At 62.1% G+C, this 25,700-nt stretch carries 14 protein-coding genes and 1 pseudogene; 12 read left to right on the top strand and 3 right to left on the bottom strand.

Going from position 1 to position 25,700, the window contains the following annotated elements; translation table 11 throughout:
* Positions 1–121: 121 nt before the first annotated feature.
* Positions 122–2,299: a hypothetical protein gene (locus DN745_RS03865; RefSeq protein WP_111332356.1), complete on the top strand. Its 2,178-nt coding sequence runs from the start codon at positions 122–124 to the stop codon at positions 2,297–2,299.
* A gap of 259 nt (positions 2,300–2,558) precedes the next feature.
* Positions 2,559–3,227, top strand: coding sequence for a MarC family protein (locus DN745_RS03860; RefSeq protein ID WP_111332354.1), 669 nt, complete (start codon positions 2,559–2,561; stop codon positions 3,225–3,227).
* Positions 3,228–3,448: 221 nt separating this feature from the next.
* Here DN745_RS03860 and DN745_RS19180 read toward each other — a convergent pair whose 3' ends face one another.
* Positions 3,449–4,270 carry a hypothetical protein gene (locus tag DN745_RS19180; RefSeq protein WP_162687435.1) on the bottom strand — a complete coding sequence of 274 codons (822 nt, stop codon included), beginning with the start codon at positions 4,268–4,270 and terminating at the stop codon, positions 3,449–3,451.
* Between the two features lie 545 nt (positions 4,271–4,815).
* On the opposite strand from DN745_RS19180, the gene DN745_RS03850 reads away from it, so the two are divergent.
* The 6 genes and pseudogenes from DN745_RS03850 to DN745_RS20175 all read left to right on the top strand — a co-directional run bounded on the left by DN745_RS03850 (position 4,816) and on the right by DN745_RS20175 (position 17,047).
* Entirely contained in the window at positions 4,816–6,306 is a 1,491-nt protein-coding gene (locus DN745_RS03850) for a type I restriction-modification system subunit M (protein ID WP_111332352.1), read from the top strand.
* Positions 6,296–7,573 carry a restriction endonuclease subunit S gene (locus DN745_RS03845; protein ID WP_111332350.1) on the top strand — a complete coding sequence of 426 codons (1,278 nt, stop codon included), beginning with the start codon at positions 6,296–6,298 and terminating at the stop codon, positions 7,571–7,573. Before DN745_RS03850 ends, DN745_RS03845 begins: the two co-directional genes overlap by 11 nt.
* A 7-nt stretch (positions 7,574–7,580) precedes the next feature.
* Positions 7,581–10,700 carry a type I restriction endonuclease subunit R gene (locus DN745_RS03840; protein ID WP_111332348.1) on the top strand — a complete coding sequence of 1,040 codons (3,120 nt, stop codon included), beginning with the start codon at positions 7,581–7,583 and terminating at the stop codon, positions 10,698–10,700.
* The gene (locus DN745_RS03835; protein WP_111332346.1) at positions 10,697–11,479 is read left to right on the top strand and encodes a M48 family metallopeptidase; all 783 of its coding nucleotides are present in this window, start codon (positions 10,697–10,699) and stop codon (positions 11,477–11,479) included. Before DN745_RS03840 ends, DN745_RS03835 begins: the two co-directional genes overlap by 4 nt.
* Positions 11,480–12,040: 561 nt before the next feature.
* A pseudogene (gene dnaE, locus DN745_RS20180) lies at positions 12,041–14,434 on the top strand (DNA polymerase III subunit alpha); the annotation flags it as partial.
* 6 nt (positions 14,435–14,440) lie between these two features.
* Positions 14,441–17,047 (top strand): helix-hairpin-helix domain-containing protein, encoded by a 2,607-nt coding sequence (locus DN745_RS20175; RefSeq protein ID WP_420836583.1) that lies wholly within the window; start codon positions 14,441–14,443, stop codon positions 17,045–17,047.
* 4 nt (positions 17,048–17,051) lie between these two features.
* Here DN745_RS20175 and DN745_RS03825 read toward each other — a convergent pair whose 3' ends face one another.
* On the bottom strand, positions 17,052–17,318 hold the full coding sequence (locus DN745_RS03825) for a hypothetical protein (protein WP_111332342.1): 267 nt from the start codon (positions 17,316–17,318) through the stop codon (positions 17,052–17,054).
* A gap of 92 nt (positions 17,319–17,410) precedes the next feature.
* Positions 17,411–20,536 carry a CehA/McbA family metallohydrolase gene (locus DN745_RS03820; protein ID WP_111332340.1) on the bottom strand — a complete coding sequence of 1,042 codons (3,126 nt, stop codon included), beginning with the start codon at positions 20,534–20,536 and terminating at the stop codon, positions 17,411–17,413.
* 339 nt (positions 20,537–20,875) lie between these two features.
* On the opposite strand from DN745_RS03820, the gene DN745_RS03815 reads away from it, so the two are divergent.
* From DN745_RS03815 to DN745_RS03800, 4 genes are all read left to right on the top strand, one after another.
* Positions 20,876–21,436, top strand: a complete 561-nt coding sequence (locus tag DN745_RS03815) for a hypothetical protein (RefSeq protein WP_111332338.1) — start codon at positions 20,876–20,878, stop codon at positions 21,434–21,436.
* A gap of 39 nt (positions 21,437–21,475) precedes the next feature.
* Positions 21,476–22,843 (top strand): cytochrome-c peroxidase, encoded by a 1,368-nt coding sequence (locus DN745_RS03810; RefSeq protein WP_111332336.1) that lies wholly within the window; start codon positions 21,476–21,478, stop codon positions 22,841–22,843.
* 127 nt (positions 22,844–22,970) lie between these two features.
* The gene (locus DN745_RS03805; RefSeq protein ID WP_111332334.1) at positions 22,971–23,417 is read left to right on the top strand and encodes a CBS domain-containing protein; all 447 of its coding nucleotides are present in this window, start codon (positions 22,971–22,973) and stop codon (positions 23,415–23,417) included.
* 201 nt (positions 23,418–23,618) lie between these two features.
* Positions 23,619–25,700 carry a serine/threonine-protein kinase gene (locus DN745_RS03800; RefSeq protein WP_111332332.1) on the top strand — a complete coding sequence of 694 codons (2,082 nt, stop codon included), beginning with the start codon at positions 23,619–23,621 and terminating at the stop codon, positions 25,698–25,700.

The following is a 25,700-nucleotide window of genomic DNA, read 5'->3' as shown; positions in this document are numbered from 1 at the left end:
AAAAAAACAATTCGTCCACATCTCGCAACAAAATCATCGGTTCTGTCGAAAACCTTTATATCAGTCCTCCGTGTGTCGTTCGGCGAGGGGAGCACTTCACCAATATAAAAAAGGAAGAACGATGAGCAATAAGGTCGATGGCGGGCAGAGTTCCTTTGATCAGGCGGCGGACGCAATCTCCGGATTTTTCGGCATCGGCGAAGAACCAGATGCATGCGCGAACACCGCCCCCCAAACGCCCCAAAAGCCCGGGCCGGACACTGCGCAGGATGGCGACGCGCTGGACCAATTGGGCGACGTGGCGGGCACTTTCTGGAATGAGATGACCGGCGCGGCGGGTCGAGCGGCCGGTGACGCCGCAAAGATCGTCGGCGGCGCGGTCAACGAGGTGGTCAACGACGCGGCGAAGTCGGTCGAGCAGGTCGTGCACGGCGCCGCCGAAGAGATTTCAACGACGGTCGACTCGGTGCAACGGGGCATCCATGAAGCGGTGGACAAGACCACCAAAGCCGCGGTCAAAGAGGTGCGCGACGAGGTAAACCAGGCGGTCGAGGACCTGCATAAAATCGCCGAGGTCCCCGCCGACATCCTCGGCGCGGCCAAGGAGGTCTTTCTCGCCGCCGAAGAAATAAAGGTCGAGTTCGCCGAGAGCCTCGATAAGGTCATCGAGCAATATCCCGAGGAGGTCCTAGCTGACTTCGCGTTGGAGGTCCTTGATGGCGCCGTCGACCTGGCCGGTGACGTCGCATCGGGCGTCGCCGACTACGCGCTCGATGCCGTAATAGAGGCCGTCGATCGCGACACAGCGGAGAGCGATGAGCTGCGAGATCAAGTCACAAAAGTCGCCGTGGAGTTTGTGACCGCGCACCGGGAAGTGATCGACGACGCGGCGGACCTGGTCACGAGTGCGCTCACCAGTGAGATCGCCGACGCGTATTTATCAATAATGCCCCCGATGGCGGGCGGCCTTCAGGCCAAGGCCTGCCGCGCGGCCTGGCTGCAGGTGGCCGCTGGCGTCAAATCGAGCACGCGCGTCGCCGAGCAATTGGCGAATAACCCCGCCCAGCGCCAGGCGCTCACGCGCACGCCCACCGCGCAGGATATCTCGGCCCGACTTGAGCGCCTGTCGGTCAATGAGACGGCGGATACCAGCACCGGGCTAAACCTGGAGTTTCACTCCGGGGTTGGTGGCGAAGTCGGCCAGGCATTTCAGACCAGCGTCGCGCGCACGGGCCCCGAGACCTACCAGGTTTCATTCGACCTTTCGCGCAGCGGAGGCATCGGGGTGGGTGAGAAATTGCAGGCACTCGGGTTCTCGGGCAACTTTGTCGCCAGCCTGCAGGGGAAGACGACCCTAGAGGTTAGCGGCCCCAATGCCGCCTATAACGCCGCATTATTGGTGGCCGCTTCCAACGGAACTATCGCAGATCTACTGAGACTCAAAGATCTAACAGGGGTTACATTGGTCAGCGGCGCCCTCGGACGGGGCGCGGCGGTTGATCTGGATGCTTTCAGCGGCAAATTCAACGCCGGGGCGGATATCGAGGCTAGATATATGTCCATCGACGGTCAAATGCACCACGGCGTGACCGCGACCATCAAAGCAAAGATCGGCATCGATTCCGGCGGCATCCAGCTGGGCGATGAGCTCAGCGAGGCGTATCTAAACGACCCGTCGACCGGCGCCCCGGCCATCGACGCGCTCCTGGATGTCGTCCCCAACACGCTGGTCACCGATTTGAAGAAAGTCTACGGCCCCACCGCGAAGCTGACGCTGCTCGCGGAGCCGTCGATCTCGGCGTCGCTCTTTGCCCCCGAAGGCCAACTCAGCCCCATACGCGCCGAAATCGCGGTTCAGATGGACCTGCAGGTTGGCCGCTCCACGCTCAAAGCCAGCAATTCACTGGTCATCCCCGACGTCGGCAAGCTCGCCAAGGCCATTGGTATGAGTGTGGATGACCTGTCAAAAAAGCTGTCCTCGGGAGAGTTGAGCGCCCAAGACCTGCAGAAAAACTACTCAAATATCGAGGGCCTCATTGAATCGGGCGGCCCAGAGGTGGTGCTGGAGACGGTCGACCAATTTTCTGTGAACGCTCTGGGATTTCACTTCTCAGACGGTACCACCACCCGAACGACCATTTACGCCCCGCCCGAATACGAAGGGGGCACAATCGGCGCCCAATTGCGCACGGCATATCAAAAGGAGCAGGCGACGGATCAGCCCCAACCGGCGCCCGACCCGCTGGCCAGCGCCGCGCGACAAAGCCAGCTATCCGCCCACTCGGCGGTCCGCGTCTAACCCGGATTATTCGGCCGCATAAACCCTCTCCCCCACTCCTCTACTTCCGTGGGCGAGGCGTCGTATCTCCTGCGATCCTCGCCGCGCGGCGCGCCCAAAAAACGACGCCTAAACCTTCCATTTGACGCCTCGCCAAAAGCATCATAAGAGCGGCCGCCGCCGGGGTCCCCCCGGCCGTTGGCGGCGATACTATTCCCCCGATAAACGCGTCACTTCTGGGCCTGACTTCGGCCCGCCTCTTCCCCTCCGAGAGCCCCGCATGAGCACATTATCCGCAGCGCTTCTACTCTTTTTGGTCATGGACCCCATCGGCAATGTGCCGATCTCGTTGAGCCTCTTAAAGGACGTCGAGCGCGAGCGTTGGCCGGTGATTTTGATGCGCGAGCAGTTGATCGCGCTGGCGGTGCTGGTGGTCTTTTTATTCGGCGGGCATTTCATTCTGGATCTGCTGCATATCAAGACCGAGACGGTGAGCATGGCCGGCGGGATCATCCTATTTATCATCGGGATTCGCATGATCTTCCCCAGCGATCAGGGCATGTTCGGCGACGACGCCGGCGGCGAGCCGTTTATCGTGCCGCTGGCGATCCCGCTGATCGCCGGGCCCTCGACCATCGCGACAGTGATGCTGCTGGCCAATAGCCACCCGGGGCGCCAGGTCGACTGGAGCGTGGCGCTGGTGCTGGCGTGGAGCGCCGGCGCGGTCATCCTGATGGGCGCGGTGCGCCTGTCCCACCGCCTCAGCCCCAGCATGCTCACCGCCCTGGCCCGCCTGATGGGCATGCTCCTGGTGGCGCTGTCGGTGCAGATGTTCTTGGACGGCGCGGTCAGCTATATCCGCATGCAGACCGAGGGCGCCACGGCCGCTGAGGCCCAGGCGCAGGCCCTCGAGGCGCCTGAGGTGGGCGAGGGTGTGGATGTGGAATAGAGCGCGTCACGAATCGGTCACCGACCGCCTCTTCCAGTTCGCCGAACCTCCACAAACCGTCGACGCCCCCCAGATCCATCTCGCCGAGCCTCCCCAAACGCACCACGACCGCCTGGGGAGGCTCAGCGAGCCTCTGCAGACGGTCGTGGTGGGTGTGTTTTGGCTGACGGAGCCACGCGCAAACGGTCGACGACCGTTTGCGCTGGCTCAAAACTGCGGCCTTAGATCGGCGCGCCCTCCAACTCCGGCTCGGCGATCGGCGGGGCGTCGCCCACCGGCTGCACAAGGCCGGTCTCCGGGTCGATATCAACGACCTTTCGCCCGCGCCGAAACGCCTCGCCCAGAAGCGCGTCCTGGCGGTAGAGTTCGTGGAGCAGCGCGTTGCGCGCGGCGGTGTCGTCCGGGGTGCGCCTATAATAGGTGGCCGCCGCCAAAAAGACGACCCCGGCGAGCAAGTCGCGGCCTCGGGCGCGCGCGCTCTCGAGCTTGTCGAAGGTCACCCGCGCGACGCTCTCGGCCTCTAACTCCTGGCGAAAGCGCGCGACCAGCGGCCCCAGGTGGGTCACATAGCGGCGAAGCCCCAATTGGTCGACCGCCGCGGCCAGGTCGCCGGGCGCCACGAAGCGGCCCAGGAGCCGGTCCACCGCGGCGAGCTGCTCCTCGAAGCTGAGCTGGGTGAGCGCCGCGACGCCGAGCGGGAAGACCTCCGCCATAAACCGATGCGCCGCCTCCACCACCGGGTCGCCCGCCTCCCCCACCGTGCTCGCCTGGGCGATCGCCGCCATCGCCGCCAGCCGCGCGTCGATCTGCTGGTCGAAGCGCTGCGCCTCCCCGCGCGCGCGGCTCTCCTGACCCTTGTCGGACAGATACGCCAACTCCATATCCATCGTTTGAGCGTCCCAGGCCAACGCCTCGTCGCAGCGGTCGACGATCTCGGTCGCCCCCAGCGACTCGGCCGCCGCGCGAATCTTTCGCATCACAAAAACCCGACGCCCCGTGGGCATCTGACGCATATTCAACAGGTGAAATAGTCCAGTCTGCATAGCCATGCTCCTTGATTCTTCGTCCATAGAAAAATGACAAGCCCTGCTACTTCACCGGGCCCCAACGCTCCGACTTATTGCTCTTTTTGAGAGAGTTTGCACGATAGCAATCAATGGCGGATGCGTGAAGGGTGTTTGGGTGGGTTTGTGGGGAAATGGGCATTATGAGCGCGATAACGTAATCTCTTGCCAAATCGGCGCCCCCCCTTCTGTCTCGCAAAGCTCTCTCAACGCGCCTCGCTGTCCGACGCGTCGCGCGTCGAAAGCCTCCGCCAACCCGAAGCGTCCCCAAACACAGTCCACCGCGAACCAGAAACGCCTCAGCGAAACCCAGGGCATCTCTCCCCCTCGGGGGAGATGTCGCGAAGCGACAGTGGGGGGGCCTCGTGATGGCAACGCGTCACGTATTGAAACGCGCACCCAATCCCCCACATCCGATCAAATAACGCCTTACAACCAACCCGCCCCCTATGCTACAAAACCAAGTGTAAATTCGATCACCCCAAGCGCACCACGCCAAAACGCTATTTTCTAAGGATTTATTGATGAGCGACACCCTCACCCTCCCCGAGTTGGAGCGCCACCTGTGGAAATCCGCCGACATCCTGCGCGGCTCCATCGATGCGGCCGACTACAAGCACTACATCTTCGGGCTGCTCTTCTATAAGCGGCTCTGCGACGTCTGGCAGGAGGAGTACGACCAGCGCATCGCCGAATTCGGCGACAAAACACTCGCCAGCATGCCCGAGGAGCACCGCTTTCATGTGCCGCCGGGCAGCCACTGGAAAGACATTCGCGAGAGCTCGGTGGATATCGGCGAGCGCCTCAACGTGGCGTTTCGGGCCATTGAGGACGCGAGCCCGCGGGTCAAGGGCGTGTTCGCCGACGTCGACTTTGCCAATAAAGAGCGCTTTCCCGACGCGCTGATCGAAGCGCTGATGGTGCATTTCGAAGAGCTCGGCCCCCTGACCAACAAGCGCGTCGACGCCAATATGCTCGGCGACGCCTACGAGTACCTGATCGCGCAATTCGCCGACGACGCCGGCAAGAAGGGCGGCGAGTTTTATACGCCGAAGCAGGTCGTGCGTTTGATGGTGGAGATTCTGCGGCCTGAGCCGGGCATGACCATTTACGACCCCGCGTGTGGCGCCGGCGGCATGCTGCTCGTCTGCTGGAAATACCTGCTCGAGCAGGGCCAGAACCCCAAATCCCTCTCGCTCTACGGCCAGGAAAAGAACCTCAACACCTGGGCCATCGGCAAGATGTCGCTGCTGCTGCACGATATCGACGACGCCAAAATTATGCGCGGCGACACCCTGCTCGACCCCAAACTCCTCAACCCCGACGGCACCCTCCAGCAATTCGATATGGTGCTCGCCAACCCGCCCTTCTCGCTGAAAAACTGGGGCAATAAGGTCTGGAAAAACGGCGACCCCTTCGGCCGCGACGTCTACGGCGTGCCGCCCAAAAGCTACGGCGATTTCGCCTTCATCCAGCATATGGTCGCCAGCCTCAAACCCACCGGACGCATGGCCGTCGTCGTCCCCCACGGCGTGCTCTTCCGCGGCGGTCGCGAGGGTAAAATCCGCACCAAACTCCTCCAGGCCGACCTCATCGAGGCCGTCATCGGCCTCGGCAATAACTTGTTCTATGGCACCGGCATCCCCGCCGCGATCGTCGTCATCAACAAGAACAAAGCCCCCGAGCGCCGCGAGAAGGTGCTCATCGTCAATGGCGAGAAACACATCGCCGAAGACAAAACCCAGAACTACCTCACCGACGACCACGTCGCTCGCCTCTCCTCCGCCGTCCACGAGTACGAGGACCAAGAACTCCTCGCCAGGGTCGTCGAGATGAGCGAAATCGCCGACAACGACTACAACCTCAACCTCTCCCGCTACGTCCAAACCGACCCGCCCCCGCCCCCCATCGACGTCGACGCCGAAGTGAAGAAGCTGCGGGAATTGACGGCAAAGCGAGATGCGGCCGAAGCTCAGATGAACGCGTATCTGGAGGAGTTGGGTTATGGTGAATAAGGTACCGGAAGGTTGGAAAAACTTACCCCTCGTCAACTTAGCTTATTATCATAATGGCAGAGCTTTTAAACCCGCTGACTTAGAGACGAAAGGCCTGCCAGTTGTGAGAATTGGACAACTCACTGGGACTTCGCCTGATTATGACTTCTATTCTGGCGACGATGTAAACGAAAAGAACTTACTTCAAAACGGCGACTTGATATTTTCATGGTCGGCGACATTGATGGTTACGTTTTGGAATGGCGGCCCTGCAATATTAAATCAGCACCTTTTCAAAGTGGTCCCAAAGCCAAGCGTAGATCATCATTTCTTGAAATTTGTGCTTGAAAATTCAATCGACGCTCTTGCTGATGCATCACACGGTTCGACGATGCGTCATATTCGTCGTTCAGAGTTAAAGTTTCACCATGTAAATGTTCCCCCCCTCCCCGAACAAAAGAAAATCGCCGCCATCCTCTCCAGCGTCGACGAGGCCATCGAGGCCACCGAGGCGGTCATCGAGCAGACCCGCACGGTCAAGAGGGGGCTCCTCCAGGAACTGCTGACCCGGGGCATCGGCCACACCGAGTTCAAGAAGACGGCGATCGGGGAGATTCCGAGGTCGTGGAAAGTATATAAGTTAGGCGAAGTTGCTCCGTTCCAAACAGGTTATCCTTTTAAAAGCAACGAGTTTTCTCAACAAGGTGATAGGTTGCTCCGTGGGTCCAACGTGGGTGTAGGGACAATAAACTGGTCTGAGGGCAACACATGTTTTTTTCCAACTACACGGCGGGATGAATTTAGACAATATCTGCTAAAAGACGGTGATGTCGTAATCGGCATGGATCGACCATTTATAAACGATGGATTTAAAACTGCTCAGATTCAAAAAAATGACTTACCTGCATTATTATTACAACGTGTAGGCCGTTTCCTACCTATTTCAAATGAAATCCTACTCGACTTTGTTGGGCTTTTAGCCGAATCAAAGTTCGTCCAAGGGTATTTACAAAAAACACAGAAAGGAATGGACCTCCCACATATTAGCAAGTCGGAGATTGAGAATTGCCTTGTGCCAATACCACCAAAAAACGAACAAATAAAAATTGCAGATCAAATTTCCTCCATCAAAAACAGTATCAGACAAAACAACAATTCCCTTACACAATATTATCAACTTAAAAAGGGTCTCCTCCAAGACCTCCTCACCGGAAAGGTCCGCGTCAACACCCTCGACCTCCCAGCCCTCTTAAACGCCGAGGCTCCCGCCGAGGCCCAGGCCGAGTGATCCAGCTATGAGCGAAGAAAGCGCCGTCGAAATCCCGGGCCTGCGATTCCTCGAAACGCTGGGCTACACCGAGCTGAGCGCCGCCGAAGTGAACGCGCAACGGGAGAGCCTTGAGCGGGTCTTGTTGAAAGACACGCTCGTCGACGCGCTGATGCGCATCAACCACGTCCCGCGGGAGACGGCGCTAAGCGTTTATAATGAGCTCGCGGGGTTGAGCGATAACGAGGCGTGGTTTAAGCGCCTGCGGGGGCAGGCGTCCAAAAAGGTGTCTGGCGAGTCGACCTCGACGACGATCAAGCTCCTGGATTTCGACGCGTTGGAGAACAACACCTGGGGGGTCACCCGGCAGTTTTATGTGAAGGGGGGCGGCAAGGTGATTGAGGCCGACCTCGTGGTCTTCGTCAACGGCATCCCGCTGGTGGTGATCGAGGCCAAAGACCTCACCGGCGGCCTGGAGAAAGGCATCGCGCAGATCCGCCGCTACGAGACCCACGTCGACGCCCTCTTTGCGCCCAACGCCTTCAATATCGTGACCACCGGCGCGCTCATGCGCTACGCCGCCACCCACTCGCCGCTCCAATACTGGTTCGACTGGCCGGAATCCACCTTTCCCGGCAACGCATTCGCCAAAACCCAGGCCATGGAACGCGGCTTCACCGAGCTTCTGACGCCCGCGCGCCTGCTCGATCTCATCGCCCATTTCATCGTCTTTGAGCGCGACGCCTCGGGCCAGAAGGTCGTCAAAAAGATCTGCCGCTACCAGCAGCTCCGCGCCGTCAACAAGATGGTCGAGCGCGTCATCGACGGCGAACACCGCAAGGGGCTGATCTGGCATACCCAGGGCTCGGGCAAGTCGCTCACGATGGTATTCGCCGCCCTCAAGCTCAAGTTCCACCGGGGCATTGAGCATGCGCGCCTCAAAAACCCCAATATCCTGGTGGTGACCGACCGCAAAGACCTCGACGCCCAGATCACCGGCACCTTTCGGGCCTGCGGGCTGCCCAACCCCAAACACGCGCGCTCCACTGGCGAGCTACGGGCGCTGATTGAGCAAGAGAGTCCGGGGCGCGTGATCACCTCCACGATCTTTAAGTTCGATGGCGAGGACCCCCGCTTCGAATCCGGCAGCATGCGCGAGCGCCAGGCCGCCATGGCCGAGCTCGCCGCACCCCAGAGCGCAAACTGGATCTTGCTGGTCGACGAATGCCACCGCACCCAGGAAGAGCTCTTGGGCGCTTACCTTCGCGCGACCTTCCCCGACGCCTTTTTCTTCGGCTTCACCGGCACGCCCGTCAAAAAGAACGACAAAGACACCTACGCCAACTTTGGCGCCCCCGGCGAAGGCTATTTAGATAAGTATGGCATCGACGAGGCCGTGCGCGACGGGGCCACGGTCAAGGTGCTCTACACCGCGCGCCTCACCGACTGGCATCTGGAAGACGCCGAAATCGACGCGGCTTTTGAGCGCTACTTCGCCGCCGAAGACGACGAGACGCGCCGCAAACTCAAAGAACGCGGCGTCACCCGCAGCGATCTGGCGCGCCTCCCCTCCCGCATTGCGCAGATCGCCGCCGATATCTGGCAGCACTTCCGCGCCCACATCCACCCCGACGGCTACAAAGCCCAGATCGTCACCGTCGACCGCCGCGCTGTCGCCGAGCATAAAAAGGCCCTCGATGCGGTCATCGCCCGCTGGTACGTCGAGCAAAAAGGCCTCTCCGAATCCGACGCTCGCCAGCGCGCCACGACCCACAGCGCCGCCATCTACTCGGCCAACGCCAATGATGCCGGCGAGGTGCTGGAGGATGAGAGCGTGCGCGGGGTGCTGCGCTTTCAGTTGAGCGAGGCCGAGCAAAAAGACGCCATCCAGCGCTTTCGCGACCCCGAGAGCGAGCTCTACTTCCTCATCGTCTGCGACAAACTTTTGACCGGCTTCGACGCCCCGGTGGAGCAGGCGATGTACCTCGATAAATCGCTGCGGGACCATAACCTGCTTCAGGCCATCACCCGCACCAACCGCCGCTTTCGCGACAAACCCTACGGGCTGATCGTCGACTATTTTGGCGTCTCCCAGAACCTGCAAGAGGCCCTCTCGGCCTACCGCGCCGACGACGTCCAAAACGCGATGCGCCCCGAGTCGGCGCTGCTCGACGACCTGCGCGACGCCCACCGCAAGGTCATGGCGTTCGTCGACCCCTCGGTGCGCCACGACGCCCGCGAGGCGGTGCTCGCCCTGGGCGGCGTCGACCGCTATTACGATTTCTGCGCCGAGGCCAAGCCCTTTATCGCCCTCTATAGCGCGCTGATGCCCGACCCGGCGGTCATCCCCTTTGCCCCCGACCTCAAGCTGGTCACGGCCATGATCCCGGTGGGTAAATTGCAGTGGGAGCAAGAGGAGCCCGACCTGAGCATGGCCCATTATAGCGCCAAGATCCGCCAGATGCTCACCGAGCACCTCGAGGTCACCGGGATCCGCGAGCTGTGTCGCATGCGCCCGTTGAGCGACCCTGATTTTTATAAGGATTTCGACGAGAGCGACGAAGCCGACGCCCGGGATCTGGAGACCGCCGCGGTGCGAAAGACCGCCGAGCTCAAAAAGATCATCGGCGAAAAAATGGGCGAGAACGCCGAGCGCTACGCGACGTTTAGCGAACGGCTTAAGGAGCTTATCGCCTCGTTCCAGCTCGGCCTCTTCGACGCCGCCGACAAGCTCGACGCCTTAGAGGAGGTCGCCCGCGACCTGCAGGCCGAGGACGCCGCCCACCAGGGCTCGCGGCTGGGCCCGCGCGCCTACGGGATCTGGTCGATCCTCAAGGCCAACGTGCCCAACAAGGAGGACGAAGGCGACGCCCCCGACGACGCCCCGTCCGACCCATATAAGCAGGCGTTCGCCGAGGGCAGCGACCGCGCCGAGAGTTTGAGCGCGCTCGAGGCGCTGGCCGAGGATATCGCCGCCCTCTACCAATCCGACGACCACGCCCCGGTCCGCTGGCAAGACAAGGACTCCGTGCGCCAGAACCTGCGCCAGCAGGTGCGCCATATGCTGGTGCGCCGCAAGGTCGCGCCCTGGCAGGGGCTGCCCGAAAAGATCGAGACCTTCGCCCTCAAGCATTACCCCAAATCATGAGCCCACCCCCTCAAATGCCAGAAACCGGCGCGTTAAAGGTCGGCGACACGGTGATCCCGTATAGGGTGCGCCGAAGCCCGCGCGCCACCCAAAAGCGCGTGGAGCTCACCCCCGCCGAGGTCCTCGTCATCGCCCCCCAAAACACGCCGCCCGACGGCCCGGGCAGCGTCGAGGCGTTTCTGCTCAAAAAACGCCGCGCCATCTACCAGGCGTTTCGGGAGCTGCAGCGCGGCGAGGCGCGCCGCGACGCCCTCCCGCAAAGCTGGGAGCGCGGCGCCAAGCTGATGTACCGCGGCCGAAACCTGATGCTCGAGATCACCGAGGCCGACGTCGACAAGGTCACGATCCGCTGCCCCAGCCGCTTCCACGTCGAGGTGCCCCGCGGCTTAAGCCCCGCGCGCCGGCGCGCCGCGCTGCGCCACGCGTTTAACGCCTGGCTGCGCGCCCGGGCGCTCAAAGACGCCCGCCATTTCTGCGCCCGCTACGCCGCGCGCCTCGCCCCCGAACTCGCCGACACCCCGGTCGCGCTCGCCGACTACCAGGATATGTGGGGCACCTGCGGCAAAGACGGCGTCCTGCGCATCCACTGGCGCCTCATCCAGGCCCCCCGAGTCGCGCTGGAATACGTCTGCGCCCACGAGGTCGCCCACCTGCGCCACCGCCACCACGACCCGGCGTTCTGGCAGGTTTTGGGTGAGCTGATGCCGGATTGGGAGGCGGCGAAGGAGGTGTTGGAGCGATGGGAGACGGATAAATTTCGGGGAGTGAGGGAGTTTTAGGGTCGCGAGGCTACGCGGACGGTCGGGGAGCGTCCGATCTGGCTCGGCGACCCTCTACAAACGGTCGACGCCCCCCAGATCCGGCTCGCCGACCCTCCCCAAACCCACCACGACCGCCTGGGGAGGCTCGGCGAGCCTGCGCAGACGGTCGTGGTGGGTGTATTTTGGCTGACGGAGCCACGCGCGAACGGTCGACGACCGTTTATAGCGGCTCAAAACTGCTGCCTTAGATCGGCGCGCCCTCAAGCTCCGGATCGGCGATCGGCGAAACGCCGCCCAGACGCTCGAGGCGCCTGAGGTAGGCGAGGCCGCGCGATGACCTCCCGAGGGCTCCTTGCCGCGCGACGACCGCAGGCATCTCAACAACCTCCAACCATCCGTAATCATTGGGAATTACAGGGACTCACCCACGGCTACCAATCCGGACTCCGCTTCGCTACGTCCGTGGGTTGCGCAGGCCTTGTAGCCGCGCGGTGACCGAAGCGTGGCGTAGGGAGCCCGCGGCGCGAGTAACGCACCCGCGAATCGCGGCGGATCGCGACGCCCAACCCCAAGGTCCCAATGGACCTTTTTAGCCGGATAAACTACGGTGCGCCCGCAACGTATTTGCCCACCCACGACCCTCGCACCACACACCACATCATGGCCGACTTCGTACATCTACACGTGCACACTCAATATAGCCTTTTGGACGGGGCGATTAAGATCCCCGACCTGATGGCGCGGGTCAAAGAGCTCGGCATGGACGCGGTGGCGATGACCGACCACGGCAATATGTATGGGGCGGTGGATTTTCAGAAGGCGGCCAAAAAGGCGGGGCTTAAGTCGATCATCGGGTGTGAGCTCTACCTGACCAAGGAGGATTACGAGACCTCCATGGACGCCAAGAGCTACCACGTGACCATCCTGGCCAAGAATCATCAGGGGTATAAAAACCTGATGTATTTGAACTCGATGGGGTGGATGAAGGGGTTTCATGAGCGCTCGGGGGTGCCGCGGATCGACCGCAAGCTTCTGGCCGAGTATTCGGAGGGGTTGATCTGTCTGTCGGGGGATCTGGGCGGCGAGGTGAACCAGTCGATCTTGCGCGGCGACGTCGCAGATGCACGCAAGATCGCCCAGGAATATTTGGAGATATTCGGCCCCGAACATTATTATCTGGAGCTTATCGACAACGCCTTCCCCGAGCAGCAAAAGTGCAACGACCAGCTCATCGAGTTTAGCCGGGAGTTGGGCATCCCGCTGGTGGCGACCAACGACTGCCACTATATGGAGCGCGAGGACGCGCGCGCCCACGGCGTGCTGATGGCCATCCAATTGGGCAAAAAGGTCGACCTTGAGCGGCTGATGGAGCACGGGGTCGACCAGCACTATATCCGCAGCGCCGACGAGATGCGCGAGGTCTTCGCCCACGTGCCCGAGGCCTGCGATAACACCTTAAAAATCGCGGACATGTGCGACCTTGAGATCCCGCTCGGCGAGATATTTTTGCCCCAATATGGGGTGCCTGAGGAGTTTATTCAGGCCAATAATATCACCGACTATAAGGACGGGATTCACGAGTATTTCGAGCATGTCTCGCGGGAGGGCCTGAACGCGCGTTTTGCCGACTTCGACCGCCTCGGCCTGGAGTACGACCGCCAGGTCTATCTCGACCGGCTGGCCGAGGAGATCGGCATCATCCGGCAGATGGACTTCCCGGGGTATTTCCTCATCGTGTGGGACTTTATCCGCTGGGCCAAGGAGCAGAGCATCCCGGTCGGCCCGGGGCGTGGTTCCGGTGCCGGTAGTCTGGTCGCGTATTCACTCGAGATCACCGACATCGACCCGATGCCCTACGACCTGCTCTTCGAGCGTTTTTTGAACCCGGAGCGCGTGTCGATGCCGGACTTCGACATCGACTTCTGCATGAATCGGCGCGGCGAGGTCATCGAGTATGTGCACCATAAATATGGGGCGGATAACGTCGGCCAGATCATCACCTACGGCCAGCTCAAGGCCAAGGCCGTGGTGCGCGACGTGGCGCGCGCGCTGAACTTTAATTACGGCGAAGCCGACAAGATGTCGAAGCTTATCCCCGACCAGATCGGCATCTCGCTGTCCGAGGCGCTCGAGCAGGAGTCGAGGCTTCGGGATATGCGCGCCGAGGACCCGCTGGTCGACGCGCTCTTTGACATCGCGCTGGCGCTGGAGAACCTGAACCGCCAGGCGGGCATTCACGCCGCGGGCGTGGTCATCTCGGAGCGCCCGCTGTGGGAATATGTGCCGATTTCGCGCGGCTCCGACGGCGAGAAGGTGACCCAATTCGCCAAAGAAGAGGTCGAGGAAGCCGGGCTGGTCAAATTCGACTTTTTGGGGCTTAAGACCCTCACGGTCATCGACACGGCGCTCAAGATCATCAACTCGAAGCCGCTTAAGGTCGAGCTGCAGACCCCAGGCGAGCCCTTTGATATCGACGCCATCCCGATGGATGACCCGGCGATCTTCGACCTGATCTCGTCGGGTAATACCACCGGCGTGTTCCAATTGGAGTCCTCGGGCTTCCAGGAGCTGTTGAAAAAGCTCAAGCCCAATACCTTCGAGGATATCGTCGCGTCGGTGGCGCTGTACCGCCCCGGCCCGCTGGGCTCGGGCATGGTCGATGACTTCATCGACCGAAAACACGGCCGAAAAAAGGTCGAATACCCGCATCCCTGGCTCGAAGACGTGCTCAAGCCGACCTACGGCGTCATGGTCTACCAGGAGCAGGTCATGCAGACCGCGCGGACGGTGGCCGGCTACTCGCTGGGCGGCGCCGATATTCTCCGGCGCGCGATGGGCAAGAAAAAAGCGTCGGTCATGGAGCAGCAAAAGAAGCTCTTTGTCGACGGCGCGATCAAAAACGAGGTCGACGCCGACAAGGCCGCCGAGATCTTCGACCTGATGGCGTATTTCGCCGGCTACGGGTTCAACAAATGTGTCGTGGGGGACACCGAGATCACGCACGCCGAGACAGGTGAGCAAATATCGGTCGAAGCCCTTTTCAACAACCGCCGCCCCTGGCGTATTCACGCGGTCGACGACGCGCGCCGTTTGCGTAGCCGCGACGTTACTGATGTTGTCTTCAACGGAATCAAGCCGGTTTTTGAGCTTCGTACCGCTCAAGGAAAGACGATCACGGCGACCGGCAATCATCCCTTTTTAACCTATGATGGTTGGGTGAATCTCGAAGATCTGCCCGCCAACGCGCGCATCGCGATCCCGCGCACGCTCCCCGTCACGACGACCGCAAGTTGGCCGGAGCATGAGCTGATCGTCCTGGCGGGATTGATCGCAGAGGGGAGCACGACACACCCATCTTGCCTGTATTTCTTCAACAATTCTCAGGCGCTCATCGACGATTTCATCGCGGCCAGCGACAACTTCCCGAACACCATCGCGCGCCTCGATAAGCGTGAAGACGCGCGCATGGAGGTTGTGCTCTCGACCGGCCGAGACACGCGTTCTAAGCCTGGACAAACACCCTGGAATGCTGCGGATGCACCGGAAGCCGCCAGCGACGCAGGGCGCTTTTCGGGCGCCTATCATTGGGCTCGCGACCTCGACATTCTGGGAAAAACGGCGACTGAAAAGGCCGTTCCAAGAGGAGTCTTTGAGCTTTGCGACGACAATATTGCATTATTTCTGGGCCGTTTGTGGGCTGGAGACGGCTTTATTTGCAACAAAACGCAATTCCAGCCGTATTACGCGACCTCCTCGTCGCGGCTCGCCCAGGACGTGCAGACTCTATTGTTGCGGCTGGGAATCGTCAGTGGAACCCATGAAAAACAATTCAAATACCGCGGCGGAGAGCGCGCTGGATATACGGTTCATCTCGTGGGTACAGGTAGCCGCGAGCGCTTTGTTGAGATTGTCGGACCGCATATTATCGGACGTCAGGATACCGTCGGGAGCCTTCGCGACTATTTGGCGAAGTCGCAGAGTGGAACCAGCAAAGACACTATTCCTTTTGAAGTCCGCCACCTCGTCGACAAAGCGCGCAAAGACGCAAAACTGACCTGGCGCGAACTCGACGCTCAATCGGGTGTTTGTTGCAGAGATTTTCAGCGAAAAGTCGCCGGACCTAAGAAGGGGTTTCGACGCGAAACAATTGTTCGCCTCGCTGAATTTTTGGACTCCGAGCACTTAAGGAACGCCGCCACGTCGGACATCTTCTGGGATCGCGTCGTCTCGATTGAGCCGCGCGGCGAGCAGCCGACCTATGACCTGACGGTCGACGTCGACCATAATTTTGTGGCCGACGGCATCATCGTCCACAACTCTCACTCCGCAGCCTACGCGCTCATCACCTATCAGACGGCGTATCTCAAGGCGCATTTCCCGGTCGAGTTTATGGCGGCGTTGATGACCAACGACCGCGATAATACCGACAAGATCGTTCGCTTTATCACCGAGGCGAAGGGCATGGGCATCGAGGTGCTGCCGCCCGACGTCAACGAGTCGCATCTGGATTTCTCGGTGACCGACGACAAGATCCGCTTCGGACTGGCCGCGATTAAAGGCGTCGGCGGCGGCGTGGTCGAGTCCATCATCGCCACCCGCGATGAGGGCGGCCCGTTTGAGAGCCTGTACGACTTCTGCGCGCGGGTCGACCAATCGAAGCTAAATAAGCGAACCATCGAGGCGCTGGTGCGCTGCGGGGCGTTTGACTCCATCGGACCGGGGCCGCGCGAGTCGCGCTTTCTGGGGGATATCTGCACCAGCCGCGCCCAGATGTTCGACGCCATCGAACTCGCCGTGAGCCGCGGCCAGCAGCAGCAGCACGACGCCGCGGTCGGCCAGTCGAGCCTCTTTGGGATGATGACTGAGACGGCCAAGGAGGAGGTCCTGGAGGACCACTATCCCGACGCCGTGCCGTGGTCGGACCGCGAGCTTCTGGAGAACGAAAAGGCCCTGCTCGGCTTCTACGTCACGGGGCACCCGCTGGACCGCTTTGAGGGCGAATTAAGCCTCTACGGCATCACCGCCACCGAGGAGATCAGCTCCGGCAAGATGACCCAGAGCCGCGATGAGATCGTGGTCGCCGGCGTCATCACCGAGTACCGCGAGCGCCCGCTCAAGAGCGGCAACGGCCGCATGGCCTTCGCCCAGCTCGAAGATAAGACCGGCCAGATCGAGGTCATCGTCTTTAGCCGCTGCTTCGCCGAATACGAAGAGCCGCTCAAATCTGGCGAGCCCATTTTGGTGCGCGGAAAGCTGCATGAAGATGGCGACGGGGAGGCGCGGACCTGGAAGGTGCGCGCCGAGTCGATCGAGCGGATCATCGACAGCCGGCGCGAGCGGGTCAACCGCCTGTGCGTCGACCTGGACGTCGACGACCTCAAGCATAACTCGCTCAAAGACCTCAAGCGCCTCTTCGCCGAGTACCGCGGCGAAATCCCCACCAGCCTGGTCTTCAGCATGACCCACGAGCTGGGCGAGGGAAAATTAGAGATGCGCCTGCCCGAGCAATACTCGATTGACCCCAGCGACGAGCTGATGATGTCGCTGGACCGGCTGTTTCGAAAGCGCGTGGGGCGCTTCCGCTAACGCCTTATTCGGCCGAGCTCCCCGCCTCCTCGCACGCGCTTTTGCGCGCGTAGGTCTTCCAGCCGGCCGGCGAAGCGCAGTGCGAGCGGTACCGGCAGCAGGCGCCGGTGGCCGGGTCGCGGGCGTAGCGCACGATATTCGAGCAGAACATCCCGTCCGTGCTGCGTGGCAGCGGACAGCGCGCGCCCTCCCCGTCCACCGGGACGGGCGCGTTGGCGCATCCGGCCAAAAATAAGAAGAGCATCGCGAGCAAAAGAATGGGGAGACGCATCGGTATTCCTAAGCTTAAGAGATCTAAAAACGCGGCGGTCGTTTAGAACGACCGCCGCGTTTTGTCATCACCGGTTCATCAGCCGTTGCTGATTAATGATCGTGACTGTGGCTCATCCCCTCGAAGAGCCGGCCCAACTGCTCTTCGGGCGTAAGCGTCACGCCCACGAAGTCGTTCGGGCTGATGATATTGAGCAGGTGCGGCGACGGGGTTTGGGCCAGCGCGGCGAGCGGGGGGTTGTCGTAGCCGCCGCCATCGGCGTCGACGAAGACCGGGTTCGAGAAGGCGTAGGGCTTCAAGCCGACCTTCGGAATCACCGGCCACATGCTCGAGTCAGCGTCCTCGGCGCGGACCACCACCACGACATAGGCGTCCTCGTTGATGGTCAGCGGGATCTCGACCGTCTTGGTCCAATGTTTATGCGACAGCGCGCCGTTGGCGACCTCGACCAGGTCGGTCGGCTCGAAGTCGATGGGGTGCGAGGAGGTCGGCGGAATCGGGGTCGACTTCTCCTGGCCCGGGGCGGTGACGATATCCTCGGCCGGCAGGTTGGTATAGATATCGATGGTGTCCACCGTCATCCACTCCGGCACGTCGACCGTCACATAGGCCGTCAACTCGCCGTCGCCGTTCTCGATGGTGTCGCCGATGCTCGCCCGCGCGCCCTCGCTATTCTCAAGCGCCACGCGGAAGAACGGGCCGTTGCTGCCGATCGCGCGCCCCTCGGTGATGGCCTTGGCAAAGACCGCTTCGTCGAAGGTCGCCACGGTGTCGTGGGCCGGGTCGACGAAGACGAAGGTGCGCGGGCTGCCGCCGAGGTCCGAGTAGAGCATATGGGTGTCGGTGACCGCGACGCCAGTCGGGGCGAAGCCGCGGCTGACCATCGTGAGCCACCAGCGCATCACGGTCCAATATTTGGGCATGCTCGGCCCGTTCATGACCTCGAAGGAGTTGAAGTCGTCGGACCACAGACCGGTGTCGCCGGTGATCGGGTCCGGGTCGCTGGGCTCCATGCGACGGCTCTCGGCCGAGGCGTAGGTGTGCCCGCGCAACAGGTCGGCCTTGAGGGCCGGGATGGTCCAATCTGGGTGGTTGATCTGCTTGACGCGGTGCTCGGCGCCGCCGCCCTGGGCGTCCATCCACGCGAACATATCGGAGGGCTTCAGGTTATAGCCGGTATTGCCGGGGCCCCAATCGAGGGCGCCGCCGCGGCTGTGCTCCGGGTCCCGGATAAGCGGGAAGCTATTGAAGTGACCGATATTCGGGGTCGTAATCTCGACGCCGACCATCGTGGCAATTTCGGCTTCGGCGCCCAACTCGATGACCGTCGGCGCGTAGTCGAAGATGAAGTCATGGTCGGTGCTGACCAGGACGTCAACGCCGTCGCCCATAAAGCCGAGGACGCGGTTTTGGGGGCGCACGACGCTGTCGGCCGAGGTGATGCCGTGCACGTGGAAGTCGCCGTTCATCACGCCGCTGGTGTCGACGACGTGGGCGATCTCGGCCGCCAGGGTTTTCACTTCACCGTCGGCAACCTCGACCAATTCGCCGCCGTCGGCCGGCGCGTTGGTCGGCCACACCGACCACTCCATGCCGCGGCTGACCGAGACGCGGTAGCGGCCGGCGGCCACTTTAAGCTCGGCGTTGCCGTTGACGTCGGTCCAGCGCACCTGCGAGAAGCCCGCGGGCAGCGGGTCGAAGGTGATATCTTCTTCCAGCGAGGTGGGCATATCGGGGCACGGTCCCTCGCAGAAGAGCGACACGCGCCCGGGGGTGGCCGCGCCGCCGGGCGTCTTCGTGGAGATGCTTATGGTCGCGCCATCTTTGAGGGTAACGTCGGCCTCGGCGCTGGCGTCGGCGCTGACCGTCGCGCTGGCGTCGGCCAGGCTCACGCGCGCCTCGAAGCGTGCGCGCACGCTATAATCATCGACCGGGAGCACCATCGAGTAGCGCCCGTCGGCGTCGGTGACGGCCTGGCTCATCGCCTGACCGCCGGCGTTGATCGCGGTGACCTTGGCCCCTGCGACTCCGCTCCCTTCGCTGTCCAGGACCTTGCCCTGAAGCGTTCCGGTGGTCTCTGCCAGGTAGGGATAAATGTCGTCGGTGATCGACGAGAGCGCGCCGCCGCCGAAATACTCGCGATGCTCCACCAGGCCGATCTCACCGGGCTGAAGGTGAAGGATCCCGGGCATCTGGGCCAACTTCTCTTCTTTGGCCAACAGAGTCGCCGCGACATCTTCCAGGCCAAGCAGCGACAGGCTCACGCCCGCGACCGCTGCCTGCACGCCGCCGCGCGGCAGACCGCCTTCCTCTGGCATCAAGTTGGGGTCGGGTTTGGGGACATAGGCGTAGCCGCCGGTCGGGCCGGCAAAGGCCACGAAGGGCAGCGGATCACCCGACAGATTGCTCAAGCCCAGCGAGGTATAACCCCAGCCGTTGAGCCGGCTGATCGGGTTGAAATAATTGCCATGCCCGCCGCCGCGCATCAGGTGGCCGGACATAATATGGCGCAGCTCCTCGCCGGTATTTTGCAGCGCCTCGATCACCCGGACGTTATTCTCGCCGGGCATCAGGATGAAGTAGCGGGTGACCTTATTGGGCATGATATTGTCGGGATCAATCGCGACCTTATCGAGGATGCCCGGGGCGAAGCTGTCGGCCATCGTTTTGATGTCGATGAAGTCGAGCAGCTCCAGCTCACCGCTGACGGCGAGCACGACCGGGCCGCCGTCGGCGCCGTCGAGGACGACGTCGAAGCGCTCCGGCGCGAAGGTCTGGCCGACGTTGATCATCATGCAGATCTCGCCGGTATTATCGAGGCTCAGGTTGCCGCCCTCGCCTTTGACCTGGGCGTCGATGATATTGCCGCCGTAGGGACACGGGCTCATGGCGCGCTTGGCCCCCTCGACGAATAGCTTCACCCGGTCGTTCTCGAGGACCCAATCGCCGGGGCGCGACTCGGCGATCTCATTGGTCGGGCGGTCATCGCCTTCTTTCAGTTCGTAGACCCCCAGGGTCCCCGCCTCGCCGGTCGGGGCGCCCTCGAGAAACTCGCTCAGGTCGATGGGCACCGCGACGCCGTCGGGAAGCTCGACCTTGGTCACCTCACCGGTATCTCCCTCGCCCGCGTCAACCACGTCGATCGGGTCAAATTTCTCCTCTTCATCTGAGCCACAGGCCACCGATAAAGACATCGAGAAGATAAGCCCGAGCAGCATCGCCCGGCGCCCGGGAGCGCCCCGGAGGCGCGTTAAAACAGACGAGAATCGCGGCGAAGCGTGGCTCTTTTCATCAGCTATTTTATTGTTCGTCATTATCTAATCTCAGCCAAATATGACCTCCAAGCCGCGCATCAATCCGGCGTGCTTAAAGGTTCGTCATGGTTATCTTGGTCGGGTGGCCTACTTGCTCGCACAATGATAGGTCACGTACCGGAAAGGACGCAAGGACTATGCCCGGCGAAATCCCTTGAATTGCCTGCGCGAAACGCCCTATATAACGAAATTGGAAGTTTCCGAGTCCCCCTCCCGTATAAACTCATCGAAGGATTCAGGAAGATGGAACAAAAGACACAGAAGAACCGAACGCAAATTGTCGCGACCCTCGCGAAGGTATTGGCCGTATTCCTCGTGATGAGCACGCTAGTCGCCTGCAAATCGAAGGAGGAGCCGAAGGAAGAAGAGGCCGCCGAGAAATCGACCGGCTCGCTGATCGCGGTCCCCAACACGGCGACCATGACCGATATCCCCGAGGACCAGACGCTGTCGGGCGCAGGCCCCAGCGGCAACCTCTTCCTGGTCGCCACCCCGAGCCCGAACCCGATTCCCTTCCAGGAGTTGGTCGAATTCGAGGTGCGCGTCTATGAAGACGCCGAGCACACCAAATTGGCCGAGGGCGTCAAGCTCGACCAGGTCCGCCCGATGATGCCGGCCCACGGCCACGGCATGAAGACCAAGCCCGAGATCGAGAAGATCGAAGACGGCGTCTTCCGCGTGCATGGCATGCAATTTCACATGCAGGGCGACGGCGATGACGGCGCCTGGACCATCGACTTCTTGCTGCGCGACGCGGGCCAACTCGAGGTCATCCCCTTCGACCTTCAGTGCTGTCGTCCCTAACCCAGCCGCCCCGAACCCAGTTGGGCGCAGGCCGATAAAATGCCGTTCTATGCACCTCAGAGAATCCTGATAAGCGGGCTATTGCTGCTCAGCATCGCCCTCTTATCGGGGTGCAAATCACGCGCCGAGGCGCCGACCGACGCCGCGTCGGCGTCGGTGTCGACGCAATTTAGCGCGCGTGAAATGCAACTTATCGCCGGCCTGACGCCGCTGGGGCCGCCGCCTGGCGACGAGACAAACGCCTACGTCGACGACCCGCGCGCGGCCCAACTGGGGCAATTTCTCTTCTTCGACACCCGCCTGTCGGCCAATCAGGAGGTCAGCTGCGCCACGTGTCATCAACCCTCCCACGGGTTCAGCGCGCCGACGCGCCTAGGCGACGGGCTGGGCAAGACGCCGCGGCACACGCCCAGTCTCCTGAACACCGCGTATCACCCCTGGTTTGACTGGGACGGGCGGGTCGACAGCATCTGGGCGCAGGCGTTTGGCCCACTGGAGAGCCCGGTCGAGATGGGGTTTTCGCGCACGCAACTGGCGCATCTGATGGCCGAGGACGCGGAGCTTCGACAGGCCTATGAGGCACTCTTCGGCGCGATGCCCGACCTGTCTGACTCCGCGCGATTCCCCGACGTCGCCCACCCCACCCCGGAGACCCCGGACGCCCCGGCCCATATCGCCTGGCAGAAGATGCAGCCCGAGGACCAGGACACCGTCAATCGCATCGCGAGCAACACCACCAAGGCCATCGCGGCCTATGTCACGCGCCTGGTCCAGGGGGACGCGCCCTTTGACCGCTTCGTCGCCCAGCTCAACGCGCAGGGCGAGTCCACCACAGACGAAGAAATCCTGAGCCCCGAGGCCCAACGCGGGCTGAAGCTCTTTGTCGGCAAGGCCGGCTGCATCCGCTGCCATGTGGGCCCAAATTTTAGCGATGATAGCTTCCACAACCTGGGACTAGGCCCGCGCGACTGGCTCGAGCCGGCCAATCCGGGGCGCTATAAGGGGGTGCAGCAGATCAAGCAAAATATCTTCAACTCCGCCGGGGTCTATAGCGATTCGCGCGACGGAAAGAAGTCCAAATGGCTCTATTATTTGCACCAGACCTCCGAGGACCACGGGCAATTTAAAACCCCGACGCTTCGCAATATCGCGCTCACCCCGCCCTATATGCACGGCGGCCATTTTGAGACGCTCAAGGAGGTCGTGCATTTTTACTCGCTGCTCAACGAGCAGGTTCAGATCGGGCATCGCGAAGATATGCTGATTCCGCTGGGGCTCACCGACGCCGAAGAAGACGATGTCGTGGCGTTCCTCAAATCCCTCACCGGCGAGCCGCTTGCGCCGGAGCTGATGCACCCCCCGGCCACGCCCGTGGCGACCTCGGCGGCGACAAACCCTCAGGATTAACGCCTGAAACGATGTCCGAGCGAGCCAAGGTGACTAGGTTTAGATTTAGGCTTCAGATTATGCGCGGCGAGGCCGCGCCCGACGTCTAATCAAGCGCATAGGCCTTCAACGTACGGACGGCAAAAACATGAATAGCATGGTGGGAGATTTACTCAATCGTAAGGGGCGCTTCGTCCACAGCATCGACCCCGGCGCGACGGTATTCGACGCGATCTCAAAGATGGTCGACCTGTCCATCGGGTCGCTGCTGGTGGTCGACAACACGCAAGCCCTCGCCGGCATCATCACCTCGACTGATTACCTCAAAAAAGTCGCGCTCCAGGGGCGCTCCTCGCGCACCAGCTTCGTCATCGAGATCATGAACCCGGATCTGGTGTTCATCAACGAGCGCTTCAGCATCCCGCGCTGCCTCTATTTAATGACCGAGCACCGCGTCCATTACCTGCCGGTGCTCGAGGACGGGGAACTCAGCGGCATCATCTCCATCGGCGACTGCGCCCGCGAGATCGCCTACGACCACGACGTGACCGTGCAATATTTCACCGACCTGATTGAGCGCCGCTACCCCGTTTAGCGCCGCGCATCACGCAGGATGTGAACGCCGCGTCAGTGGAATAATCGCGCTGCTTCTGATAGCACTTCGGGGCAAAGTTGGCGCCCGGTACTGCTCTGTTTGCGCCGACCTCACAGGCACGATCTCCGAGCGTCCGCGCGGGTCATCGGGCCTGCACCAAATTCGTAGCGTTCGCTCCCAGATGCGACTGAGAAGCTGTACATGTCAAACGAAGAATCTAGCATCGAAAATGCACGGGGAGGGAGCGTCGACGCCCAGGCGCCCGACGAGGTAGAGGCGACCCGCGACGCGGCGCAGGCCAGCGAGTCTATCGACTTGGCCGACCCGGAGCACACCTCCGGCGACACGCTGCCGCTGCCCAATGATATCGACGGCGCCCAGATCGCCGGGGCCTCCCAGGCGGCCGTTGCCACGGCGTTGGCCAGCGGCAGCGCGAACCTCGAAGGCGTCGTGCTCTCGGAGCGCTATCGGGTGGGCAAATGCCTGGGCGTGGGCGGCATGGGTACGGTCTGGCGCGCAGAGCACACCCTGATGAAAAAGACGGTCGCCATCAAGGTGCTCCACCACGACATCGTCGGGCGCGGCGAGGCCGTCGAGCGCTTTCGGCGCGAGGCCCAGGCCGCCGCGCATATCGACCACCCGAATGTGTGCGTGGCGACCGACTTTGGCGAGATGGAGCAGCGCGGCTTCTTCCTGGTCATGGAATACCTGGAGGGCCAAACCCTCGACGAAACGCTGGCCACCGTCGACCGCCTGCCGCCAGACCGTGCCATCCACATCATCGACCAGATCCTCTCCGCCCTGGAGCAAGCCCATCAATTCGGCGTGGTCCACCGCGACCTCAAGCCCGAAAACATCATGCTGGTCGAGCGCGATGGCGACCCCGATTTTGTCAAAATCATGGACTTCGGCATCGCCCGCGTTCCGATGGCCGAAGAGCAAGATGACGCCCGCCTGACCAGGGTTGGGCGGGTCTACGGCACCCCGATGTATATGTCGCCCGAGCAAGCCTCTGGCGAGACCGGCATTGAGTCGCGCTCCGACCTCTATACCGTCGGGGTCATGCTCTTTGAGATGCTCACCGGCACCCTGCCCTTTATCGACAAGAGCTCGGTCAAGCTGATGGCCATGCACCTCACGGAGCCCGCGCCGTCGCTCAGAAAACGCGCCCCCGAGGCCCGACTGCCTAAGAGCCTCGACCGGCTGGTGCTCCAATTGATGGCCAAAGACCCCGACGACCGCCCCGCCACGGCGGCCGAGGTTCGCGCGGAGTTGGCGCGCATCAAGCAGGGCGGCAACACCCAAACGTGGGTCAGCGTCACCCGCGACGCGGTCGCCGACAGCAGCGTCGCGCTTCGCCGCGCGGCGCGTCCCCTCAAACCGCACCTTCGCCGCGCGCGCGCCTGGGTCAAAGAAAACCCTCAGGCGAAAAAGGCCATCCTCGGCGCCCTGCTCGTCCTAATTATTTGCGTCCCGCTAGGCGCGGTCTTCATCTTCTCCGATAGCGCCGCCGACAATGCCTCGGCGCAATCCATGGAGGAGCAAGAGAACGCCCTGGCCAGCGAGCGCCGCGAATATATCGAGCAAATCGAGGCATCCGCGCTCATCAACGCCCTGGCGATGGGCGACGCCCAGGGCGCGCTGCAGAAGATCAACGCGCTGATAAGCGAGCACGGCGACAATCCGCACCTGCACTTCTTGAGCGCCCGCGCGCATATCATGGACGAGACCCCGCAGGAGGCCCTCGCCGCGTACCAGAAGGCCATCGCCGCCGAGCCGCGCTACGGCAGCGTCAAGCGCGTGCGCGACGACATCCTCGACCAATTCCGCGGCGGCGACGACGCCCTGCAGGAGCTCGCCGCAGACATCCTCATCAACGCGCTGCCGCGCGCCGAAACCAACGCGGCGCTCAGCGAGATGGCGCGCATGGGCAAGGGGGCGTCGCTGCGCCGGCGCGCCAAGAGCGCGCTCGAGCAGAACGGGCGCCTGGCGGAGCTGGAGCCGTGGAACCGCGCCTCCATCGAGCTTCGCTTCGCCAACGGGTGCACCGAGCACCGCGACGCCATCGAGAAAATCGTGGCAGCCAATGACCCCCGCGGCCTTGAAATTATCTATTATTACGACGACCGGCCCCGCAGGGGTTGCGGGACGTTTAAGCGCGACGATTGCTACGGCTGCATACGAGCGGACCTGGAGAAGGCCATCATGACGTTGCCGCCGGCGGAGTTGCTGCCGGCTGGGGACTCAGCCGAAGACGCGTCCTCGCCGGACAGCGCCCCCTGA

The sequence above is a fragment of the Bradymonas sediminis genome (assembly GCF_003258315.1).
Taxonomy (GTDB): Bacteria; Myxococcota_A; Bradymonadia; order Bradymonadales; family Bradymonadaceae; genus Bradymonas; species Bradymonas sediminis.
The sequence above is the reverse complement of the archived record's forward strand: the minus strand, read 5'-3'. Positions and strand labels throughout refer to the sequence as shown.